Origin of the sequence: Chryseobacterium balustinum (genome assembly GCF_900168205.1) — a bacterium.
GTDB classification, from domain to species: domain Bacteria; phylum Bacteroidota; class Bacteroidia; order Flavobacteriales; family Weeksellaceae; genus Chryseobacterium; species Chryseobacterium balustinum.
Window position 1 is genome coordinate 87,198 of the sequence record NZ_FUZE01000001.1, and the last position, 18,142, is coordinate 105,339.

Below are 18,142 nucleotides of genomic sequence, written 5' to 3' on the forward strand. Positions count from 1 at the left end.
TGAAAAAAAAATTAAATTTTTGTGAAATTTATTTGAAACCCTTCTTTTTAAATTTCATTTTATTACTTTTACACCGTTAATATTTACGATATGGAATTACAAGGAACGGTAAAGAAAATCACTGAAGTTCAAACATTTGCAAGTGGCTTTCAAAAAAGAGAAATGGTTATTCTTACACAAGAGCAGTATCCGCAGCCCATCAACATCGAATTTTTACAAGATAAAATAAATTTGTTGGACACATTGAAAGAAGGAGAAAATGTAAAAGTAGGAATCAACATCAGAGGTAGAGAATGGGTTTCACCACAAGGAGAAACTAAATATTTCAACTCTATTACAGGATGGAAAGTAGAAAAAGTTTTAGATAATGGTTCAGAACCTACACAGGCGTCTCCATCTCAATCTGCAACTCCGGTTTCTAACGAAAATCCTTTTGCAAGTGACGATGACGACGATTTACCTTTTTAATAAGAAATAAAATCAAATACTAATCCCGCTTTTTCAAAAAGTGGGATTTTTTCATCATAATGGTACGATTAGACGAAAACGCAATATCATTTCCAGACCCCGCACACTATGACGGTCACGAAGGCATCATTGCTTTCGGCGGTGATTTATCTGTAGAAAGAGTTTGGTTTGCTTATCAAAACGGAATTTTTCCTTGGTTTAATCCTGGTGAGGAAATTCTTTGGTGGTGTCCCGACCCGAGATTTGTATTATTTCCCAATGAAGTAAAAATTTCAAAGTCGATGAGAAAAATTTTAGATAAAAAAGCTTTTACCATTACTGAAAACCAAAACTTCCAAGAAGTGATAAAAAACTGTCGGGAAATCAATCGTAAAGGACAAGAAGGAACATGGCTTTCTGACGAACTAATGGAAACTTTTAACACCCTTCACCGTTATGGGCTTGCCCGAAGCGTAGAGGTTTGGCAAAATAATGAGCTCGTTGGCGGACTTTATGGGATACAGATCGGAAAAGTTTTTTGTGGTGAAAGTATGTTTGCAAAGGTGAGCAATGCCTCCAAAGCAGGGTTCATTCATTTTATAGAAACACACAAAAATGATCTTGAACTGATTGACTGCCAGTCGCACACCGATCATTTGGAAAGTTTGGGCGCGAGAATGATTCCTAAAAAAGATTTTTTGACAATTTTACACGAAAACAATGAACGCAGATAAAGAAAAATGGCTTCTTCTGATTATACTAAGTGTCATTTGGGGCTCTTCATTTATTTTAATTAAAAAATCCTTAGAACATTTCAGCCCTTATCAGGTGGGAGCTTTAAGAGTTTTAATTGCCGGAATTATTTTAATGCCGATTGCAATTTCAAAATATAAATTGTTCCCAAAGAAACATTTAAAATGGCTTATTTTAGCCGCGTTTACAGGCAATTTCATCCCAATGTTCTTATTCCCTATTGCCGAAACAGAAATCAGCAGCAGTATAGCAGGAATCATCAATTCTATGATGCCTATTTTCGTCATTATTGTCGGAGCTTTAGTCTGGAAATTTGAAACTACAAGAAGACAGATGACCGGAGTTTTCATAAGCTTTACCGGGGTTTGCCTGCTTGCATTTGGCGGTGATGACAGCGCTCAGTTTAAATTATTTCCCATTGTCCTGCTTCTTTTGGCAACATTGTGTTACGCAATGAGCACTACGACTGTAAAATCAAAATTAATGGATGTTTCATCTACCGTTTTATCGGCATTTGTATTTTCTTTCGTTTTGTTTTTGCCTTCAGTAATTGCTTTGCTTTCTACAGGTTTTGTTTCTGAATTCACTTTCAGCAAAGAAAATATGATCGGGTTAGGATTTGTGAGCTTGCTTTCAGTTTTCGGAACCGGACTGGCGATGATGATGAATTATAGATTATTAAAAGTTTCCACTCCTCTGTTTGCATCAACCGTTACTTTGATAATGCCGATTGTTGCTATTATTTGGGGCATTTTAGATGGTGAAAAATTAACTACTTTGCAATTTGCAGGAACAAGTGTCATTATTGCCGGTTTAATCTTTTTAAGAGCTAAAACAGCGGTAAAAAAATAATAAGCACATTTACGCTGAATTGATTTAAATCCCTTCCCTATCTGTAAAAAATAACTTACGTAAAACAAAAAAATCCCGCATCACTGCAGGATTTTCTTATTTTAATTAATTGCTTAAAATTGTTTTCAGGAAGGTTCAAAAACTTTCATCAACCAACATAAGACTATAAATTCTTCTTTTTCACTTTAGCTTTGGCTTTCTTCACCTCATCTTTGATGTACGGATATTTTTTCTGCATATCTGTAATCAATGAAGGATCGAGTTCTAAAGCCTTTTCCAAAGATTCGCTGCCTTCTTCTTTATTATTAAGAATAAAATGGCAGTTACTCAACTGATAAAACAATTCCGCTCTGTAATGATGCTTCAAAGCTAAATTTAAAACCGTAACGGCTTCTTCATATTCACCAACCAACATCAACACTTCAGAATACGCATACCAGTTGTAAAATCTTGAAGGTTCTGCATCTACCAATTTTTTCAAACAAGAAAGGCTTTCTTCAAACTTACCAGAATCGATGAACAAAAATGCCAATCTTTTCTGATAATCCAGATTGCTGTCATTTAACAATGTTGCTTCTCTTGCAAAATGCAAAGCTTCCGGCATTCCGCCCATTTCTTCGTAAAGATAAGACTGCTCCATCATCGCAAGATAAAACTGAGGATCTTCTCTTAATGATTTCTGGAAAGAATTTAAAGCAATGATCGGCTGTTTTAAAGCTTTGTGGCACAATCCGATTTTATAGAAAGTAAATGCTTTGGTATATTCCAACTCCAACATTTCTTCGTATACTTCAATTGCTTTCTGATACTGATTTAAAGCTTCGTAACACGCTGCTTTGCTCGCATAAACTCCAACTGCGCTGGAATTGATCGCCAACATATAATCGAAACCTTTGATGGCTTCTTCGTAATTTTTTCTATTGAAATAATACTGTCCATACTCGCTCCATGCAATTTCTGAATACGGAAAATCGTCAAGATAATCGTTCAGAAAAGCAATAGCTTCTTCGCCCTTATTCAAATCATTAAAGCAGATCATTGCGTTTTCTAAAGAATATTCATCCATAGGATCTTCTTTGAGTGCTTGCTGATAATGTTTAAGTGCGTTAAAAGGATCTCCCAGATTCACATATTCGTCTGCAATAAAGTTATTGAGGAAGTTTTCTTCTTCATTCAATTCTAGGGCTTTTTTGCAGATTTCGATGGATCTTTTAGGATTACCTAAATTCGAATAATATTTGGCGTAGCAAACCAAAAAGTCTGTATTCTCCATAGAAGAACCTTTTAACTCATTGATCAATTCTTTCGCCATATTATAATCTTCCCACTCTAAAAGAACCTCCAATTTTTTAATCTTGATTTCTAAAGAGTTGGGATGGAGTTTAAGACCGAAATTAACTGCCATATCGGCATAATTAAAGTCACCAAGCTCCAAGTAATAAACAATAATGTCTTCTAACTCTTCTGTATCGAAGTAGAATTCATCATTATTTTCCATCATTTCTTCGAACTTTTTTACAAGTTCATTTCCAAAATACTCTTCCAATACCGTTATCCTTGGTCGGCCAATGTCTGAATATACTTACAGACCTCGACAAACTTTTTTTTTAATTAATATTACTTCTGAAATTTATATTTCAAAATGTATGCAAAGTTGCGATTTTTTTTTGACATTCATTTTCGTAAATTTCTATCTTAAAGATAGTGAAAAGAACATTATAATCAAACGATTGTGGATAAAAAAAAGAGTTATTGTTAAATTAACACAATCAGACGCTTTCTGGTGGAAATTTCGTCTTCCCAAATCATTTCAATATCTTTCAAGTGAACGGTTTCGGTATCAATTTTTAATTTTCCGCTAACTGCAGCACGAAACATCTCAGGAATAACCTCAGAAAGAAGCAATTTCATTTCTTCTTGGGTCCAGCTTCCCAAACCGGAGCCAGAAATTTGGATATCTGTTCCACGTAAAATCTGGGAAGATAGCTGAATCGTGTCACCGCTCATTCCGCCAACGGAAACCAAACGTGTTTTAGGGGAAAAAGTTCCGTCACCTTTTAAAGCTGATAAAATATTTTCAACCGAATGTCCCCAAATATAATCCAAGACAATATCAATCGGATTTTCGGAATGAATATCTTTAATTTTTTGTTTAAATTCTTCATCATTGAGCTGTAAAGAAACAACCTCATCGGCTCCTAATTCAAGCAACGATTGCAAAGCTTCTTCGTTTCTTCCGGTTGCAATAACTTTTTTAGCGCCATATAATTTGGCAATCTGAACGGCAACTTTTCCGGTGATTCCTGTAGCACCATTAATTAAAACAGTTTCTCCTGATTTTAAATTAGTTTTAAACTTAAGTCCCATTGCAGAGCCCATTACAGCATTTGGTAAAGCTGCTGCAATCGCAAAATCTAATTCTTCGGGAATCGGAACAATCATTTTTTTGTCAGCAACTGCTTTTTCTGAAACAGTTCCTTTTTTACTGAAGAAATAAACCTTAGAACCATCTTCTAGAAAGCCTACTCCATCGCTTCCTACAATTGTTGGCTGATGTTCGGTATTTTCTGTTGAATAATGTTTTCCGCTGGCTCTTGCTCTGTCGAGATGTTTGATCGAGGCTGCTTTTACGAATATTAAAGCTTCATTATCATTATTAACGATTGGATCGGGGAAATCTGCGTATTGAGGAATTCCTCCTTTTTCAAATACTACTGCTGCTTTCATTTGTTTTAAATTTTATACAAAATTATTTTGAAGTGAGTAAAAGTGCAATAACATTTGTTATCAGTTGAGAAGGAAGCTAGAGGATTGAAGCAGGAAGGTTTTGAAAGCAATAAAGAGGACTATTAAATTAAAAAGTTCTTATCTAAATTTGGAATTATATTTGGTTGAAAAAACTTCCTTTTTCTAGCACTAACTTCTACCTATGAAAGCTTTTCTTTCAAAATTTTACTTTTAATTCTGCTCAAATGAACCGTTGTGATGCCCAAATAAGAAGCAATATAATGCTGTGGAACTCTTTTGATAATGTTGGGCTTTTCTTTACAAAGGTTAAGGTATCGCTCTTGCGGGCTTTCTTTAATGAACGAAAAAAAATGCTTCATATAATCAAAAACCCTTTCAAAAACAGAATCCATAAATTCGCTTCTCAGTTTCGGGTCTTCATAAACTTCTTCTAAAATTTTGTCTGCAATTTTTTTGTCAATCTGCCACAAAACACAAGGTTCGATCGTCTCAAATGAAACCATACTCGGTAAACCTTTTCGGAAACTTTCAAGCGAAGAAAACATGGTATTTTCCATGAAAAACTGAAATGTAACATCTTTCCCATCGTTGTTGTAACAGGCTCTTACAATTCCTTTTTCAATAAAATAGGCATTCTGTGAAATTTCATTTTCTTTTAAAAGAATCGTTTTTGCAGGAACTTCCAATCGTGTGAAGTTCTTCCTGTATTTTCCCCATGTTTCTTTTGGAAAAGAGAATCTATTTTGTAAATGTTCGAACATTTTTGTAAAAAAGAACGGAACCCAAAGCTCCGTTCTCATTATTTTTTTAAATCAAACTTTTGATTTTTGCGATTATATCGTCTCCTAATTTATCTGCTTCTTCCTGAGATTTAGCTTCAGTATAAATTCTGATGATCGGTTCTGTATTTGATTTTCTAAGATGAACCCAATTGTTTTCAAAATCGATTTTTACCCCATCAATGGTAGAAACATTTTCGTTTTGATATTCTTTTTCCATTTTTGATAAAATATCATCCACATTGATTTCCGGAGTCAGCTCAATTTTCTTTTTACCCATAAAATAGCTTGGATATCCTGCTCTTAACTCAGAAACTGTTTTGTTTTCTTTTGCTAAATGCGTCAAGAATAAAGCTACACCCACCAAAGAATCTCTTCCGTAATGAAGATCAGGATAGATAATTCCTCCGTTTCCTTCTCCACCGATTACGGCATCTTTTTCTTTCATTAAATTTACCACATTCACCTCTCCTACTGCACTTGCGAAGTATTCTGAATTGTGAGTTTGAGCAACATCTCTCAAAGCACGGCTTGAAGAAAGGTTTGAAATCGCTACGCCATTTTTATTTTTCAATAAATAATCTGCAACAGCAACCAACGTATATTCTTCTCCAAACATTTCTCCTTTTTCATCAACCAAAGCCAGTCTGTCAACATCCGGGTCTACAACAACGCCAAAATCGGCATTTTCTTTCTTTACCAACTCACAAATATCTCCTAAATGCTCTTTCAATGGTTCAGGATTGTGAGGAAACTGTCCGTTTGGTTCACAATATAATTTTACGGTTTCGCAGCCTAACTTATCTAAAAGCATCGGAATTGCAATTCCGCCTGTAGAATTTACAGCATCAAGAACGATTTTATATTTTTTAGCTTTAATTGCTTCAACATCAACCATCGGCAAATCAAGAATCTTCTGAATATGAATATCAAAAGCATCTTCTCTGGTTTCGTACTGACCTAAATCATCAACTTCAGCATAATTGAAATCTTCGTTTTCTGCCAAAGCTAAAACTTCAGCACCATTTTCTCCACTGATGAATTCTCCTTTTTCATTTAATAACTTCAGCGCATTCCATTGTTTTGGATTGTGAGAAGCAGTTAAGATAATTCCTCCGTCTGCATTTAATTCAGGAACCATTACCTCAACAGTTGGCGTTGTAGAAAGTCCTAAATCAACAACATTAATTCCCAATCCCTGTAGAGTTGCTGTAACTAAAGAATTAACCATCGAGCCTGAAATTCTTGCATCACGACCGATAATCAGCGTTAAATCTTTTTTATTTTTATTATTCTGAAGCCAGGTTCCGAAAGCAGAAGCAAATTTTACAACATCAAGCGGCGTTAAATTATCACCTACTTTTCCACCAATCGTTCCGCGGATTCCTGAAATACTTTTTATTAATGACATTATTTAATATTTTAAATTTTCTGATTATTAACCTAAATGCAAACTGCATTTTTATTTTTAAATCTCCAGAAAAAACAGATTAAGCTTATTTAAATTTTCCTTTGCAAAGATACTCAAAAGACAGTGAATTTATAAAACCGGAATCTTTTTCTGAATTTTCTTATAGTTCCTTTCTACAACCTTTGGAGGCGGAAAGCGATAACCGATGTAGAGAAGTCCGTAAGTATTATTATTTTCAACGGTAGAATTTTCTTTTTCGTCATAAGCGGTTGCATTAAAATTGAGCATTCCACCAAACAGAAACCGATCAGAATTATATCCTATACGCAAACCTCCCGATCCTTTGGCCGTTAGATATTGTTCATTTTGCTTTGGTTCTCTCGATCCATTTTCTAAAGTATCTTTGAAGCTTGTAAATTTTCCGCCCAAACCTACGGTTAAGTATGGAGCAACATTCACTTTTTCGGCAATCACCCAATTGTAAAAATAGCCGATGTTTGCACCGAAATTATATTGATATTCCTTACTTTTCAGACCATCGATCGTATTGCTGAAAATTGTAAAATCATAGTCTAAAAACGGAACCCAACTTCCTTTGCTTTTTTTCTGCCATTCGCCTTGTGTATAAAGGCTTTTTAATGAAAAATCTTCCTTTAAAATATAGGCTGTAGAGCCTCCAAAAGTCTGAACTTTTAAGTCCGGAAATTTGATATAAGGATCTCTGTCTATTTGCCATCCGGGAATAAGATCCTGCATATTTTCAATGTAAAATCCTTTTACATTTTTATAATATAAGGTCTGAACAAATCTGTCAGGAAAAAATCTGAATCTGAAATCGGTATAAGAACTATTTCCTTTTCTTTCATTATCATTATTTCCGGGAAAAAACCGAGGCGCAAAAGATATTGTAGCACTTATAATCTTGTAATCAACAGATACAGAAGCCTTTGTTTTGTTATTGATGGAAAGTATGGTTTGATTTAAATTTTCTTCGCCACCTTCAGAAAAAGTATAGTTTTCTATATTCGTATCAAAGTTTACGCGAATCATTACCTGATCTGCGTAAGACTTTATGTTTGTACTGTCTGTTTGTGCTCGTGAATAGAAACCCGACAGACAAAGAAAAAAAACAGAGACTACTTTTGAATTCAAATTGAAATTTACTTTTAGGAAATGAAATTACTACAAATAATTTATAACAATCGAAAGAATTTATTTTTTTTATGAAAATTCAAATTAGAAATAATTTATACCTTTGTAAAAAGCAGATTATGAATACGATAATAGTACATCCTACAACACCCGAAGAAACTAGCTTTTTAGAAAATCTTTTAAAAAGAATGAAGTTCTCCTTCGAAAAAGTTTCTGAAGAAATTATAACTGTTTCTCCCGAAGAATTAAAATCTATTAATATCGGTATTGATGAAGCTAATGATAATAAATTAACTGACAGCGCTGATGTTCATCAAAAAGCTCGAGCATTATGTTCAAAATAAAATGGACTGTTGAAGCAGAAAAACTATATTTTGAAACATTAGAATATTGGATTAACCACAATAAGTCTAATAATTATTCTTTAAAAATAATTGCAGAGGTGGAAAGAAAAGAGAAATTACTTTCTAATAATCCTTTTATTGGTGCAATAATTTTCGGAACAAAAGAAGAAGTAAGAAGAGTCCTGGTTTTAGAAAACTTTTCTATTCATTATAGGATAAAAAAAGCGACTGTTGAGATTTTATCTTTCTGGGCAAATAAAAAAGACAGTCCATTTTAATTTATAAAATCATTTTCTAAGAACATCCGCAATCTTTATCGCATCCTGATCTTTTGGAGTTGAATTTTTTTGGCGAAAAATTTTTCCTGATAAATCTATATAGAGAATAGCAGGCAAAAAGCACCAAAAGCGCAATAATGATATACTGAAAAATTAATGAAGAATCCATTTTACTTTAAGATTTGATAAGCTATCAACGACACAAAATATGCCAAACCGGTCATCATCGCCACCTGAAAGCCCGTCCATTTCCAGCTTTTGGTTTCTCTGTAGACTACTGCAAGTGTAGAAACACACTGCATTGCAAATGCATAAAACAATAACACCGAAACTCCTGTCGCAAAGTTGAATACTTTTTCGCCATTCGGTTTAATATCCTGTCTCATTTTATCGATTACTTTTCCTTCCGGAGCATCGTCATCCAAACTGTATAAAGTAGACATTGTTCCCACAAAAACTTCTCTCGCTACGAAACTTGTCAGAATTCCCACACCCATTTTCCAATCATAACCAAGCGGTGCAATTGCAGGCTCAATAGCTTTTCCCATTTTAGCAAGATAAGAATGATCTAAATGAACATCGGTTGCAACCATTTCATCCGGATTTTGTTTCGGACCGAAATAACTTAACACCCAAATAATGATACTTACAATGAATATAATTTTTCCGGCTCCTGTAATGAAGTCCCAAACTTTTCCTAAAACCAGTTTAAAATCATATCCGAAAAGAGGCTTTTTATACGTCGGTAAATCCATCACAAGATATGTTTTACCATCTTCTTTAATGAAATTTTTAAGAATTGCTGCTGATAATAAAGCTACGAAAAACCCTAAAAGATACATTCCTAAAAGCACCAAAGCTTTGTATTGAATTCCAAAAATGGTTTTATCTGAAATAATTAAGCCAATAATAATGCTGTACACCGGAAGCCTTGCAGAACAAGTCATAAACGGAGTTACCAAAATCGTGAGTAATCTTTCCTTTAAATTTTCAATATTTCTTGTAGAAATTACCGCCGGAATTGCACAAGCCGTTCCCGAAACTAAAGGAACAATACTTTTTCCGTTTAAACCAAACGGTCTTAAAAGCCTGTCCATCAAGAAAACAACTCTTGCCATATATCCTGAATCTTCCAGCAAATAGAGGAAGTACAAAAGGATTCCAATTTGCGGTGCAAAAATGATAATTCCGCCTAAACCAGGAACAATTCCTTGTGAAACCAATGAATTAATTGGTCCTTCCGGAAGATGTTCTCCTGCAAAACTAGAAAGCCAAGCGAAAGCTTCGTCGATCCAGTTCATAGGATATTCGGCCAAAAAGTAAACGCACTGGAAAATAATTAAAAGGATAAATAAGAAAACAACATATCCCCAGAATTTATGAACAAGAACTTTATCTAATTTTTCGGTTAAAAGTTCTTTAAACTGAGCTTTTTTAGTGATAACATCCGCTAAAATCTTGTCAACATTCTGATAACGTCTTACTGTTTCCTGAACCTGCAGTCTTTTCGGAACTATATTTTTTGATTCTGAATCTGAGTTTTTTCCAAGCGTAAAATTAATCCAAGATTGATACTCATTCTCTGAATTTTTATCGAGAAGATTTTTATGCTCAGCAGGAATTTCAAAACTCGGTTTTTCAGAAGTCACAAAATCATTGGTAAAAACAGCTTCTTTAATCGCTTCTATTCCTATCTGTTCTTTTGCATTGGTCTGAATAACTTTAATATTCAATGCCTGAGACAGTTTTTCAACATCAATATGAATCCCTCTTCTTTCAGCCTGATCGATTTGATTTAAAACCAAGATCATCGGAATTCCCAGATCCTGAATTTGCTGGAATAGCAAAAGACCTCTTTTAATGCTTAATGCTTCCAGAATATAAACCACTCCGGAATATTTTTTTTGTCCGTCTATTAAAAATTCAGAGAAAATAGCCTCGTCTTCAGAGCTCGGATAAATACTGTATGAGCCCGGAAGATCTACAATCTCTATTTCTTCGTTTTTGTATGAATAATTTCCTGAATGACTTGATACCGTGACACCTGCATAATTTCCCGTTTTTTGCTTTTTGTTTGATAAAGCGTTAAAAACGGTTGATTTTCCTACATTCGGGTTTCCGACTAAAAGTATCTGTTTTTTATTATTTTCCTGCATTAATCAAATCTTCTACAATGATGAAATCTCCTTCTTCTTTACGCAAAGCAATACGACTTTTTTCGTCGCCAAATTCTATGTAAAGTGGCCCGTTAAACGGTGCCTGATAAAGAATTTTAAACAGAGTTTCGGGAAGAAGCCCCATTTCTATAATTTTGGTCGGCATGTTTAGGTTATCATTATCATAGCCAATTATTTTCCCAATTTTATTTTTTGGAAAGCTGCTTAATGTATGTAATTGAATATCCTTCAAGACCCTATTTTTTGTGACTGCAAATATAACTATTTAAATTTAATCTAAATAACGCTACTTTTCATATTTAAAGGCAGTTAGAATTATCGTTTCTTCAATTATCTTACAAAATAAACCCAAACACATCACTGCATTTGGGTTTATTTTAAATATAATTAAGTTGAAATGAATGTTATTTTTTATCTTTTTCTTTACCTACTTTTTCAAGAGTACCAACGCTAATAGAATTTGCCTTTTCAATAGGGTTGTCATTGGCGTTATAGAAATCTTTATACATTTTCTCTTGCTTTTTCATCATATCTCCTATCGTCCCATCTGTTCCCGGCATTGGTTTAGACATTATTTCTTGCGACATCATAGGTCTTACAGAAGCAAAAGGATCTTTTTTGAAGTCATTAAAAGTCTTATCAAATTTTTCTCTCGTCAATTCTTTTGGTTTACCACCCGTTGCTTGCATTAGGCTTTCGATATAAGAAAACTCGTTGTATTCTTTTATTTTTTTATTTCCTTGTAATACCCAAGAATAATTTTTGTCGGTATCTTCAATTTTTACAATTAAACCAGGAAGTCCACTGAATTTATATGGGCCGTCCTGAAAAGGAATGTCTGAAGAAAACCAAGCCGTCCAAGTTCTTCCTCCATATTGGGCAGTTGCTTTTTGCGTGTTGTATTCACCAATTTTTTGCTTTTCGTTTGAGATCTTCCAATTAAGTTTCAGATCTTCAGTGTAAGCAATATTTACCGGAGTCATTCCATTCGCTACTTTATCGACATACTCCACTTTCATGCTTGGGTAAAATTTGTGGATTCTTGCCGAAAACTTTGGTGTTTTAAGTGATTTTGAAAGATCCTTATAAACTCCCGCTTTTTGCATTGCTTCCATTTCTATTTTTGTGATAGAATCCTGGGAAATCACAGTGTAATCCTGATAAACAGATCTGTTTTTATCTGTAATATCAAGCACTGTAATTACTTTATCAACCTTAGCAGAATCTTGTTTTGGCTTGAAGGTAAGTTCGTAAAAAAAGCGGTTTGAGCTTTCTTTTGATTCTTGTGCATTTGCAATAGCAAAAATGGCAACAAATAGTATTGAAAATATATTTTTCATTATATAAAGGTTTATTCAATTAGTTTGCATTAGTTGTTTTTTGTTACAGATGTTTTTAATCTTTTATTTAAAAAATAAATTTTCGTTCTTTTAAAAGTTTTAAATTTAAGCTCACCTAAACAAATATTATATGGATACCTTAAAACAATTAAGAAACGAGCTTGAAGCGGAGTATCAAACCACAAAACGATTTTTAGAAATATTTCCAGATGACAAGAATGATTACGCACCGCATCCTAAAAGTATGAAAATGATGCATCTCGCTACCCACATTTCGGAAGTCTTTGGTTGGCCAGGATTTATGCTGAATTCTTCAGAACTTGATTTTGCCAAAAGCGGGATGGAACCAAAACATCTTACCACAAAAGATGAACTTTTAAAGGTTTTAGAAGAAAACCATAAAGCAAGTCAGGAAGTATTAGAAAAAGCATCTGAAAATGATTTAGAACCAAGATGGGCTTTGAAAAATGATGGCCATGAATTGGCTTCGTGGACAAAATATGAAGCTATCCGTCACAGTTTAAACCAAATTTCGCATCATAGAGCGCAATTGGGAGTTTATTACAGATTAAATGACATTGAACTACCCGGAAGTTATGGACCAACTGCAGATAACCCTAATTTTTAAAGTAAATCTTCAAAGGATTTTAAAACAAAAAACCAATCTCGGTGAGATTGGTTTTTTCATTATTATTTAAAATTGAATTTTACAGCGAGCATTACCTGGCTCGGTCTTAGCTGCATGGTTGTTTGCGTAATTGTTGCATCCGCAACACTGATTCTTTCAAAAACTTTTTTGTCGGCAATATTCATCCACTTCAATTCGAAATCGACTTTCTTAGCAGACCAACTGAATTGATATGATATATCAAAGAAACCATTATTCAATTTGGTATCCCCTAAATTTGAGTTAATCTGATCCCAATAGAAACCAACCGTATGATTTTCTAAAGGATAGAAAAACACATTCAGATTATGACTATAGTTCTCTGTTTTGCCAAGATCATTAGTGATAATTCCGTTTGATTGTTTATTCCAAGTTTTAGTAAAATTAAAATCTACACTCATCCATGAGAAATAGGTATTATTAAATTTAAATCCCAATGCATTAGATAAATTTTTATTATCTAAAAATTCATTATTTCTTAATGACTGTGATATTGTTGTTGATTGATTAAAAGTAACAGAGGCATTTGTTTTGAATTTTGGGAAGTATTTTCCAACTTCTCCATATGAACTGTTTGTTTCTCTTTTGTTTTCTCTTTCAATATATTCTACAACACTGAAACCTAAATCATTCACAGCACTCGAAGCCAATAGATTATTTTTCGTGTCACTAATTCTATAACCTACGTTGAAAAAAAGGTTATTCAAAGGATTTCTGTATTCCAATCTTGCCCCTCCGCTTTTAGTATTAGTTTGAGGAATCGGATTTTTGGGATTCATTACATTAAATCCACTCGGACTTGTTAAAACATACCCAGCATAAGCTGTTTGAATATCTCCGAAGTTATTGCTAATATTTCCATTAATACTTGCTTTAAAGAATGAAGCAAAACCATATTGCGCAAAAATATTAGGAGTAAATGTCGTTTTATTTAATGTTTTAGAAACATTTCTAAATGCATCTTCTGCCTTAATATTATTAAAATTTACAGGAAAACTAGCCCAAACATTCCATGCATCTGATTTATAATTTGCGGTGACCGATGCACGTGGCGTAATTTCAGTAAACTTCAGATCATTTTCATATGAAGCATCATTAAAATTAAGTGGAATATCGTCTTTTATAAGTGGGTTAGGAATCGCCGTTCCTTGAAAGTTAGTATTAAGCCTATCTGTTGAAAAATCAATTCCAACTTCCGGAGTAAATGTCCATCCTTTAGTTGTAAAACTAATATTTGCGGAATGTGATGTATCGAGTGTTCTAATTCTGAAATCTTGTAAAGCCCTACTACCAGATGCAAAGTTAATGTTTGTAATGGTGTCTTTAACTAGATTTTTATATGGTAACTGTAAATAATTTGATGGTGAAATTTCTAAAGTCTGTCTGTCATCTTGATAATTTATGTATGACTTTAGATTCACCATTTTTTCTTTCCACGGAATAATTGTACTTAATGAGTTTTGGAATGATGAAGTTGGTGACTGTACGCTCTCGTTTCCAGATCTGTAACCAATTCTGTCATTTCTTTCTGCAAAAGCTCTATCTCCATTCCAAAACTGAGAAAATGTAGTCGTGTTTTTGAAAAATCCTTTCTTTGCATTTTTAGTGAAAATTAATTCACCTTTTAATTTATCTGTATAGAAATTATTAAGAAATCTAGTATTATATTGTGTTCCTTGTTGAAAATCTCTTGTAACACTATTAGATTCTCTTTCTACAACATTATTGGTATAATTTGCATTTGCTTTCAGTTCCCATTCTTTCTTGCTATCGATATTGGTTAAATAATTAGCTGAAAGATAATGTACATTATTAAATAAATATCTTTTAACTGGTAAATTTGGTACTGACGCATTTTCTACACCCAACCAGTTATTTTGTGAAGCATTTCCTCTTCTGCCTTCCCAAGAACTTCCGAAAGCTAAAATATTTCCTTCATTTTCTACCTGCTCTCCCATATTATTGGTCTTGTAATTAACAACCCATTGCTGCTTTTTACTGAAAAACATTGGTGTTAATTTCAAATTCCAAAGCCATGGGTCTCCAAAACCAGAACCTACTTCGCCTCTACCCGTCATCGTTACGGATTTTTTAAGTTTGATATTGATAGCTGCTGCATCAGAAGGAATTTTTCCCTGCAACATTTTTACAGGTTGGTGATTTTCTAAAACTTCAAGCTTTGCGACTGCATCTTTTGGTAATGAGTTGGTAATTGTTCCATAGCCTCCTTCCATTAAATCTTTACCTTCAACATAGAATTTATTAATTGCATTTCCTTGATAAAGAATTGTACCGTCGGTTTTCACTTCAATACCAGGAATTTTTTTCATTACATCTGCCAAAGTACGATCGCTTTTGTTGTCGAAAGCTTTCAGATCATAAGCAATCGTATCGCCTCTCGAAGTAATCATCTTTGTTTTCAGCTGTACTTCTTTTATTTCGGTAGCTTCAGACTGTAATTTAAATGTAAGCGTCTGATCGCTGTTGCTGATTTGTTTTGTAATCGGTTTTTGGTTAAAAGCTTTTACTTTTAAATCTACATTTGATTCTGAAGAAGTAAATGAAACTTTGTATTCTCCTTTCGAATTGGTAATTCCATAGGCAAGAATTGCGTCTTTTCCCGGTTCTTCAATCGTTACGCTTGCGCTTGGTATCGCCACCCCATCTTCATCAGTAATTTTCCCGGAAACCGTTTTTTGGGCAAACGTGATCACGGAGAAAAAAACCATCAGGAAAAGGTAAATTTTTCTTTTCATATCTATATTTTTAAAGAGTATTTGGAATCGCAGAATCTTAATTCATGAGGGTATTTTCCATTCACAGCGATTTCAAAATTTATTATTTGAGTAATTAGTTATTTATTAATGTGTTTTGTTACACATTTTAGAGATATAATTTTATTAAAAAAGTTAAATCTCTTTTTATACCTACAAACATAGTGATAAATTGTATTCATTTTATATTCTTTTAAATTTTAACATATTTTTATGCCATTAACCTCAAAAAAATAACTGTAAATTCACAAATCCATGAATAAAAACAAAGATTTAGTCTACTAAAATATCGTTCAAACAATTTAAATTAATATCATCTTTATTTCGACTTAATAAAAATGTGATTAAGGTCATAGATTAAAAACATCTTAAATCATTTTCCGTAAGTAAATATTTAATAATTTTGTAATATAAAATTTACAAAAATGGGGGTTATTCTAAAGCCTATAGATATTGTTGACGATATTACTCAAGAAGAGTTCCGCGAGAAATATCTGATCCCAAGAAAGCCGGTGGTGATAAAAAATATGGCCAGAAAATGGCCAGCCTATCAAAAATGGACGATGGACTATGTGAAAGAAGTGGTAGGGGATATTACAGTTCCTTTATACGACAGCAAAAAAGCTGATCCGGCCGCTCCCATTAACACGCCGACTACCGAGATGAAATTTGCAGATTACATAGATCTCATCCAAAGAGAGCCTACCGATTTACGAATTTTCTTTTTTGATCCTATCAAACATGCATCGAAATTGCTTGATGAATATATCCCGCCAAAAGAATTGATGGGTGGGTTTCTAGATAAATATCCTTCTATGTTTTTTGGAGGGAAAGGTTCGGTAACGTTTTTACACTTCGATATCGATTTAGCCCATATCTTCCATACCCATTTTAATGGGAGAAAACATGTGCTACTTTTTGAATACAAATGGAAAGACAGGCTTTATAAATTGCCTTATACAACCTATGCTTTAGAAGATTATGATATTTCAAATCCTGATTTTGAGAAATTCCCGGCATTGGATGGTGTGGAAGGAATTGAATGTTTTCTAGAACATGGTGATACTTTATTTATGCCAACCGGATGGTGGCACTGGATGAAATATCTTGACGGAAGTTTCTCTCTTTCTCTTCGTGCGTGGGATAAATCCTGGGCTGTAAAAGCCAATTCTTTGTGGAATCTTACTGTTCAAAGAAATTTTGACAATATTATGAAGGGCCAATTCAAAAAGAAATACATGGATTGGAAAGAGAAAAAGGCTGTCGAAAGAGCCAATTACGCTTTGAAAAGAGGATTACCAAAAAAATAGAAAAATACGCTTCAAAATTGAAGCGTATTTTTTATTTCAATTTAATATCGCAATTATTTCGACCTTTTTCATTTGGATATAAATTCGGAAGCAAGTCGCTCTGCCAGAATTCTTTAGTTTCAACGTTCATTATCGACAATGCGCCTGTAAAAGCAGCGTCTGTATCAAGATTCCAAACATTGGCTTTATTCACAGGTTTATCAATTCCTAAATGCAAAGTCGGTGTATGACCAATGAAAATTTCCTTATACAGAAGCAATCTCTTAGGATAAAGTTCTGAGTTTTTTGATAACTTCTTATCCATTGCAACCGCAGTTTCCCATAAGGTTCTATCCCAACGATAATTACTTGAATAAACTTCTTTTTCAGGACCGTGCATCGAAGAATAACCTGCATGAATAAACAAACGGTCTTCTTCATCAACATAATAATTTTTCATCTTTTGAAAAAATTCCAGGTGAATTTCCAGCTCTTCCAAAGAATATTCAGAATAACTGTCAACTGTACTTTGTCCGCCGTTGAAAAGCCATACATCGGGAGCATTTCCGAAATATAACCAATCTTCCGTCCATGCATCATGATTTCCCTTGATAAAAATACATTCCTGTTTTTTGGAAAGTTCGATTAAAAATTGAATGACTTGAGAAGATTCATTCCAACCATCAACATAATCTCCAAGAAAAATTAATTTATCATTTTCGGTAACATTAGCTCTTTCCAAGACTTGTTTCAAAGCTTTGAAACCACCGTGAATGTCACCTATTGCGAATGTTCTTTTCATTTAAATATTTTATAAAACCTTAATGAAATTTTTTTTTGATTTTTTTAGACTTCAAATTTAATTTTGCATAAAAAAACCCCTAAACGTTAATACTTTTAGGGGGGGCTATTTTCTTTATTTCCTAATTAAAAAGCATACCAACGTCCACATTTATTAATGCAAAATGGTTCAAAGTCAGGATCTATGGCAGCAGCTTGAAGGCATGTTGCCTCATTAGTGTAATATGGCTTACCTGAACCCCACCAAGATACACAATCTGGTGTAATTCCTCCTTTAATTGATTTTAAATTTTCTCTTGAGATTTTGTTTAATTTTTTCATAATGATTTT

18 protein-coding genes are annotated in these 18,142 nt (G+C 33.5%); 7 read left to right on the forward strand and 11 right to left on the reverse strand.

Annotation, left to right across the window (positions count from 1 at the left end):
* Positions 1-90: 90 nt before the first annotated feature.
* From B5X64_RS00440 to B5X64_RS00450, 3 genes are read left to right on the forward strand one after another with little or no spacing between them, the layout of a single operon-like run.
* Complete coding sequence (locus B5X64_RS00440) at positions 91-468, forward strand: DUF3127 domain-containing protein (protein ID WP_079463395.1); 378 nt, start codon at positions 91-93, stop codon at positions 466-468.
* 59 nt (positions 469-527) lie between these two features.
* Positions 528-1,181, forward strand: a complete 654-nt coding sequence (gene aat / locus B5X64_RS00445) for a leucyl/phenylalanyl-tRNA--protein transferase (RefSeq protein ID WP_079463396.1) — start codon at positions 528-530, stop codon at positions 1,179-1,181.
* The gene (locus tag B5X64_RS00450) at positions 1,168-2,052 is read left to right on the forward strand and encodes a DMT family transporter (protein WP_079463397.1); all 885 of its coding nucleotides are present in this window, start codon (positions 1,168-1,170) and stop codon (positions 2,050-2,052) included. Before aat ends, B5X64_RS00450 begins: the two co-directional genes overlap by 14 nt.
* A 163-nt stretch (positions 2,053-2,215) precedes the next feature.
* Here the strand turns inward: B5X64_RS00450 and B5X64_RS00455 are convergent, their stop codons facing one another.
* From B5X64_RS00455 to B5X64_RS00475, 5 genes are all read right to left on the reverse strand, one after another.
* On the reverse strand, positions 2,216-3,598 hold the full coding sequence (locus B5X64_RS00455; RefSeq protein WP_079463398.1) for a tetratricopeptide repeat protein: 1,383 nt from the start codon (positions 3,596-3,598) through the stop codon (positions 2,216-2,218).
* Between the two features lie 209 nt (positions 3,599-3,807).
* Complete coding sequence (locus B5X64_RS00460; protein ID WP_079463399.1) at positions 3,808-4,779, reverse strand: quinone oxidoreductase family protein; 972 nt, start codon at positions 4,777-4,779, stop codon at positions 3,808-3,810.
* Between the two features lie 200 nt (positions 4,780-4,979).
* Positions 4,980-5,600, reverse strand: coding sequence for a Crp/Fnr family transcriptional regulator (locus B5X64_RS00465; RefSeq protein WP_228418668.1), 621 nt, complete (start codon positions 5,598-5,600; stop codon positions 4,980-4,982).
* 7 nt (positions 5,601-5,607) lie between these two features.
* Positions 5,608-6,990 (reverse strand): phosphoglucosamine mutase, encoded by a 1,383-nt coding sequence (gene glmM / locus B5X64_RS00470; RefSeq protein ID WP_079463400.1) that lies wholly within the window; start codon positions 6,988-6,990, stop codon positions 5,608-5,610.
* A gap of 129 nt (positions 6,991-7,119) precedes the next feature.
* Entirely contained in the window at positions 7,120-8,142 is a 1,023-nt protein-coding gene (locus tag B5X64_RS00475; RefSeq protein WP_079463401.1) for a DUF4421 family protein, read from the reverse strand.
* 119 nt (positions 8,143-8,261) lie between these two features.
* On the opposite strand from B5X64_RS00475, the gene B5X64_RS00480 reads away from it, so the two are divergent.
* Together B5X64_RS00480 and B5X64_RS00485 are read left to right on the forward strand one after the other, a co-directional pair.
* Positions 8,262-8,486 carry a hypothetical protein gene (locus B5X64_RS00480; protein ID WP_123873385.1) on the forward strand — a complete coding sequence of 75 codons (225 nt, stop codon included), beginning with the start codon at positions 8,262-8,264 and terminating at the stop codon, positions 8,484-8,486.
* Positions 8,474-8,764: a type II toxin-antitoxin system RelE/ParE family toxin gene (locus tag B5X64_RS00485; RefSeq protein ID WP_079463402.1), complete on the forward strand. Its 291-nt coding sequence runs from the start codon at positions 8,474-8,476 to the stop codon at positions 8,762-8,764. The genes B5X64_RS00480 and B5X64_RS00485 overlap by 13 nt, the downstream gene beginning before the upstream one ends.
* Positions 8,765-8,934: 170 nt before the next feature.
* On the opposite strand, the gene feoB is transcribed toward B5X64_RS00485, so the two are convergent.
* The 3 genes from feoB to B5X64_RS00500 all read right to left on the reverse strand — a co-directional run bounded on the left by feoB (position 8,935) and on the right by B5X64_RS00500 (position 12,281).
* Entirely contained in the window at positions 8,935-10,920 is a 1,986-nt protein-coding gene (feoB, locus tag B5X64_RS00490; protein WP_079463403.1) for a ferrous iron transport protein B, read from the reverse strand.
* Positions 10,907-11,164 carry a FeoA family protein gene (locus B5X64_RS00495; protein ID WP_079463931.1) on the reverse strand — a complete coding sequence of 86 codons (258 nt, stop codon included), beginning with the start codon at positions 11,162-11,164 and terminating at the stop codon, positions 10,907-10,909. Before B5X64_RS00495 ends, feoB begins: the two co-directional genes overlap by 14 nt.
* Positions 11,165-11,345: 181 nt before the next feature.
* Positions 11,346-12,281 (reverse strand): GLPGLI family protein, encoded by a 936-nt coding sequence (locus B5X64_RS00500; protein ID WP_079463404.1) that lies wholly within the window; start codon positions 12,279-12,281, stop codon positions 11,346-11,348.
* Between the two features lie 130 nt (positions 12,282-12,411).
* Here B5X64_RS00500 and B5X64_RS00505 point away from each other — a divergent pair, with 130 nt between their 5' ends.
* Positions 12,412-12,909, forward strand: a complete 498-nt coding sequence (locus tag B5X64_RS00505) for a DinB family protein (protein ID WP_079463405.1) — start codon at positions 12,412-12,414, stop codon at positions 12,907-12,909.
* 62 nt (positions 12,910-12,971) lie between these two features.
* On the opposite strand, the gene B5X64_RS00510 is transcribed toward B5X64_RS00505, so the two are convergent.
* Positions 12,972-15,704 carry a carboxypeptidase-like regulatory domain-containing protein gene (locus B5X64_RS00510; protein WP_079463406.1) on the reverse strand — a complete coding sequence of 911 codons (2,733 nt, stop codon included), beginning with the start codon at positions 15,702-15,704 and terminating at the stop codon, positions 12,972-12,974.
* Positions 15,705-16,147: 443 nt separating this feature from the next.
* On the opposite strand from B5X64_RS00510, the gene B5X64_RS00515 reads away from it, so the two are divergent.
* Positions 16,148-17,032: a cupin-like domain-containing protein gene (locus B5X64_RS00515; RefSeq protein ID WP_079463407.1), complete on the forward strand. Its 885-nt coding sequence runs from the start codon at positions 16,148-16,150 to the stop codon at positions 17,030-17,032.
* Between the two features lie 31 nt (positions 17,033-17,063).
* Here B5X64_RS00515 and B5X64_RS00520 read toward each other — a convergent pair whose 3' ends face one another.
* The gene (locus tag B5X64_RS00520; protein ID WP_079463408.1) at positions 17,064-17,813 is read right to left on the reverse strand and encodes a metallophosphoesterase family protein; all 750 of its coding nucleotides are present in this window, start codon (positions 17,811-17,813) and stop codon (positions 17,064-17,066) included.
* Between the two features lie 125 nt (positions 17,814-17,938).
* On the reverse strand, positions 17,939-18,133 hold the full coding sequence (locus B5X64_RS00525; RefSeq protein ID WP_079463409.1) for a hypothetical protein: 195 nt from the start codon (positions 18,131-18,133) through the stop codon (positions 17,939-17,941).
* Positions 18,134-18,142: the final 9 nt, after the last annotated feature.

Excerpts from the sequence above, each read along its gene's own strand:
- B5X64_RS00440 (WP_079463395.1), top strand. The coding sequence starts at position 91 with ATGGAATTACAAGGAACGGTAAAGAAAATCACTGAAGTTCAAACATTT.
- aat (WP_079463396.1), top strand. The coding sequence starts at position 528 with ATGGTACGATTAGACGAAAACGCAATATCATTTCCAGACCCCGCACAC.
- B5X64_RS00450 (WP_079463397.1), top strand. The coding sequence starts at position 1,168 with ATGAACGCAGATAAAGAAAAATGGCTTCTTCTGATTATACTAAGTGTC.
- B5X64_RS00460 (WP_079463399.1), bottom strand. The coding sequence starts at position 4,779 with ATGAAAGCAGCAGTAGTATTTGAAAAAGGAGGAATTCCTCAATACGCA.
- B5X64_RS00465 (WP_228418668.1), bottom strand. The coding sequence starts at position 5,600 with ATGAGAACGGAGCTTTGGGTTCCGTTCTTTTTTACAAAAATGTTCGAA.
- glmM (WP_079463400.1), bottom strand. The coding sequence starts at position 6,990 with ATGTCATTAATAAAAAGTATTTCAGGAATCCGCGGAACGATTGGTGGA.
- B5X64_RS00480 (WP_123873385.1), top strand. The coding sequence starts at position 8,262 with ATGAATACGATAATAGTACATCCTACAACACCCGAAGAAACTAGCTTT.
- B5X64_RS00485 (WP_079463402.1), top strand. The coding sequence starts at position 8,474 with ATGTTCAAAATAAAATGGACTGTTGAAGCAGAAAAACTATATTTTGAA.
- feoB (WP_079463403.1), bottom strand. The coding sequence starts at position 10,920 with ATGCAGGAAAATAATAAAAAACAGATACTTTTAGTCGGAAACCCGAAT.
- B5X64_RS00500 (WP_079463404.1), bottom strand. The coding sequence starts at position 12,281 with ATGAAAAATATATTTTCAATACTATTTGTTGCCATTTTTGCTATTGCA.
- B5X64_RS00505 (WP_079463405.1), top strand. The coding sequence starts at position 12,412 with ATGGATACCTTAAAACAATTAAGAAACGAGCTTGAAGCGGAGTATCAA.
- B5X64_RS00510 (WP_079463406.1), bottom strand. The coding sequence starts at position 15,704 with ATGAAAAGAAAAATTTACCTTTTCCTGATGGTTTTTTTCTCCGTGATC.
- B5X64_RS00515 (WP_079463407.1), top strand. The coding sequence starts at position 16,148 with ATGGGGGTTATTCTAAAGCCTATAGATATTGTTGACGATATTACTCAA.
- B5X64_RS00520 (WP_079463408.1), bottom strand. The coding sequence starts at position 17,813 with ATGAAAAGAACATTCGCAATAGGTGACATTCACGGTGGTTTCAAAGCT.
- B5X64_RS00525 (WP_079463409.1), bottom strand. The coding sequence starts at position 18,133 with ATGAAAAAATTAAACAAAATCTCAAGAGAAAATTTAAAATCAATTAAA.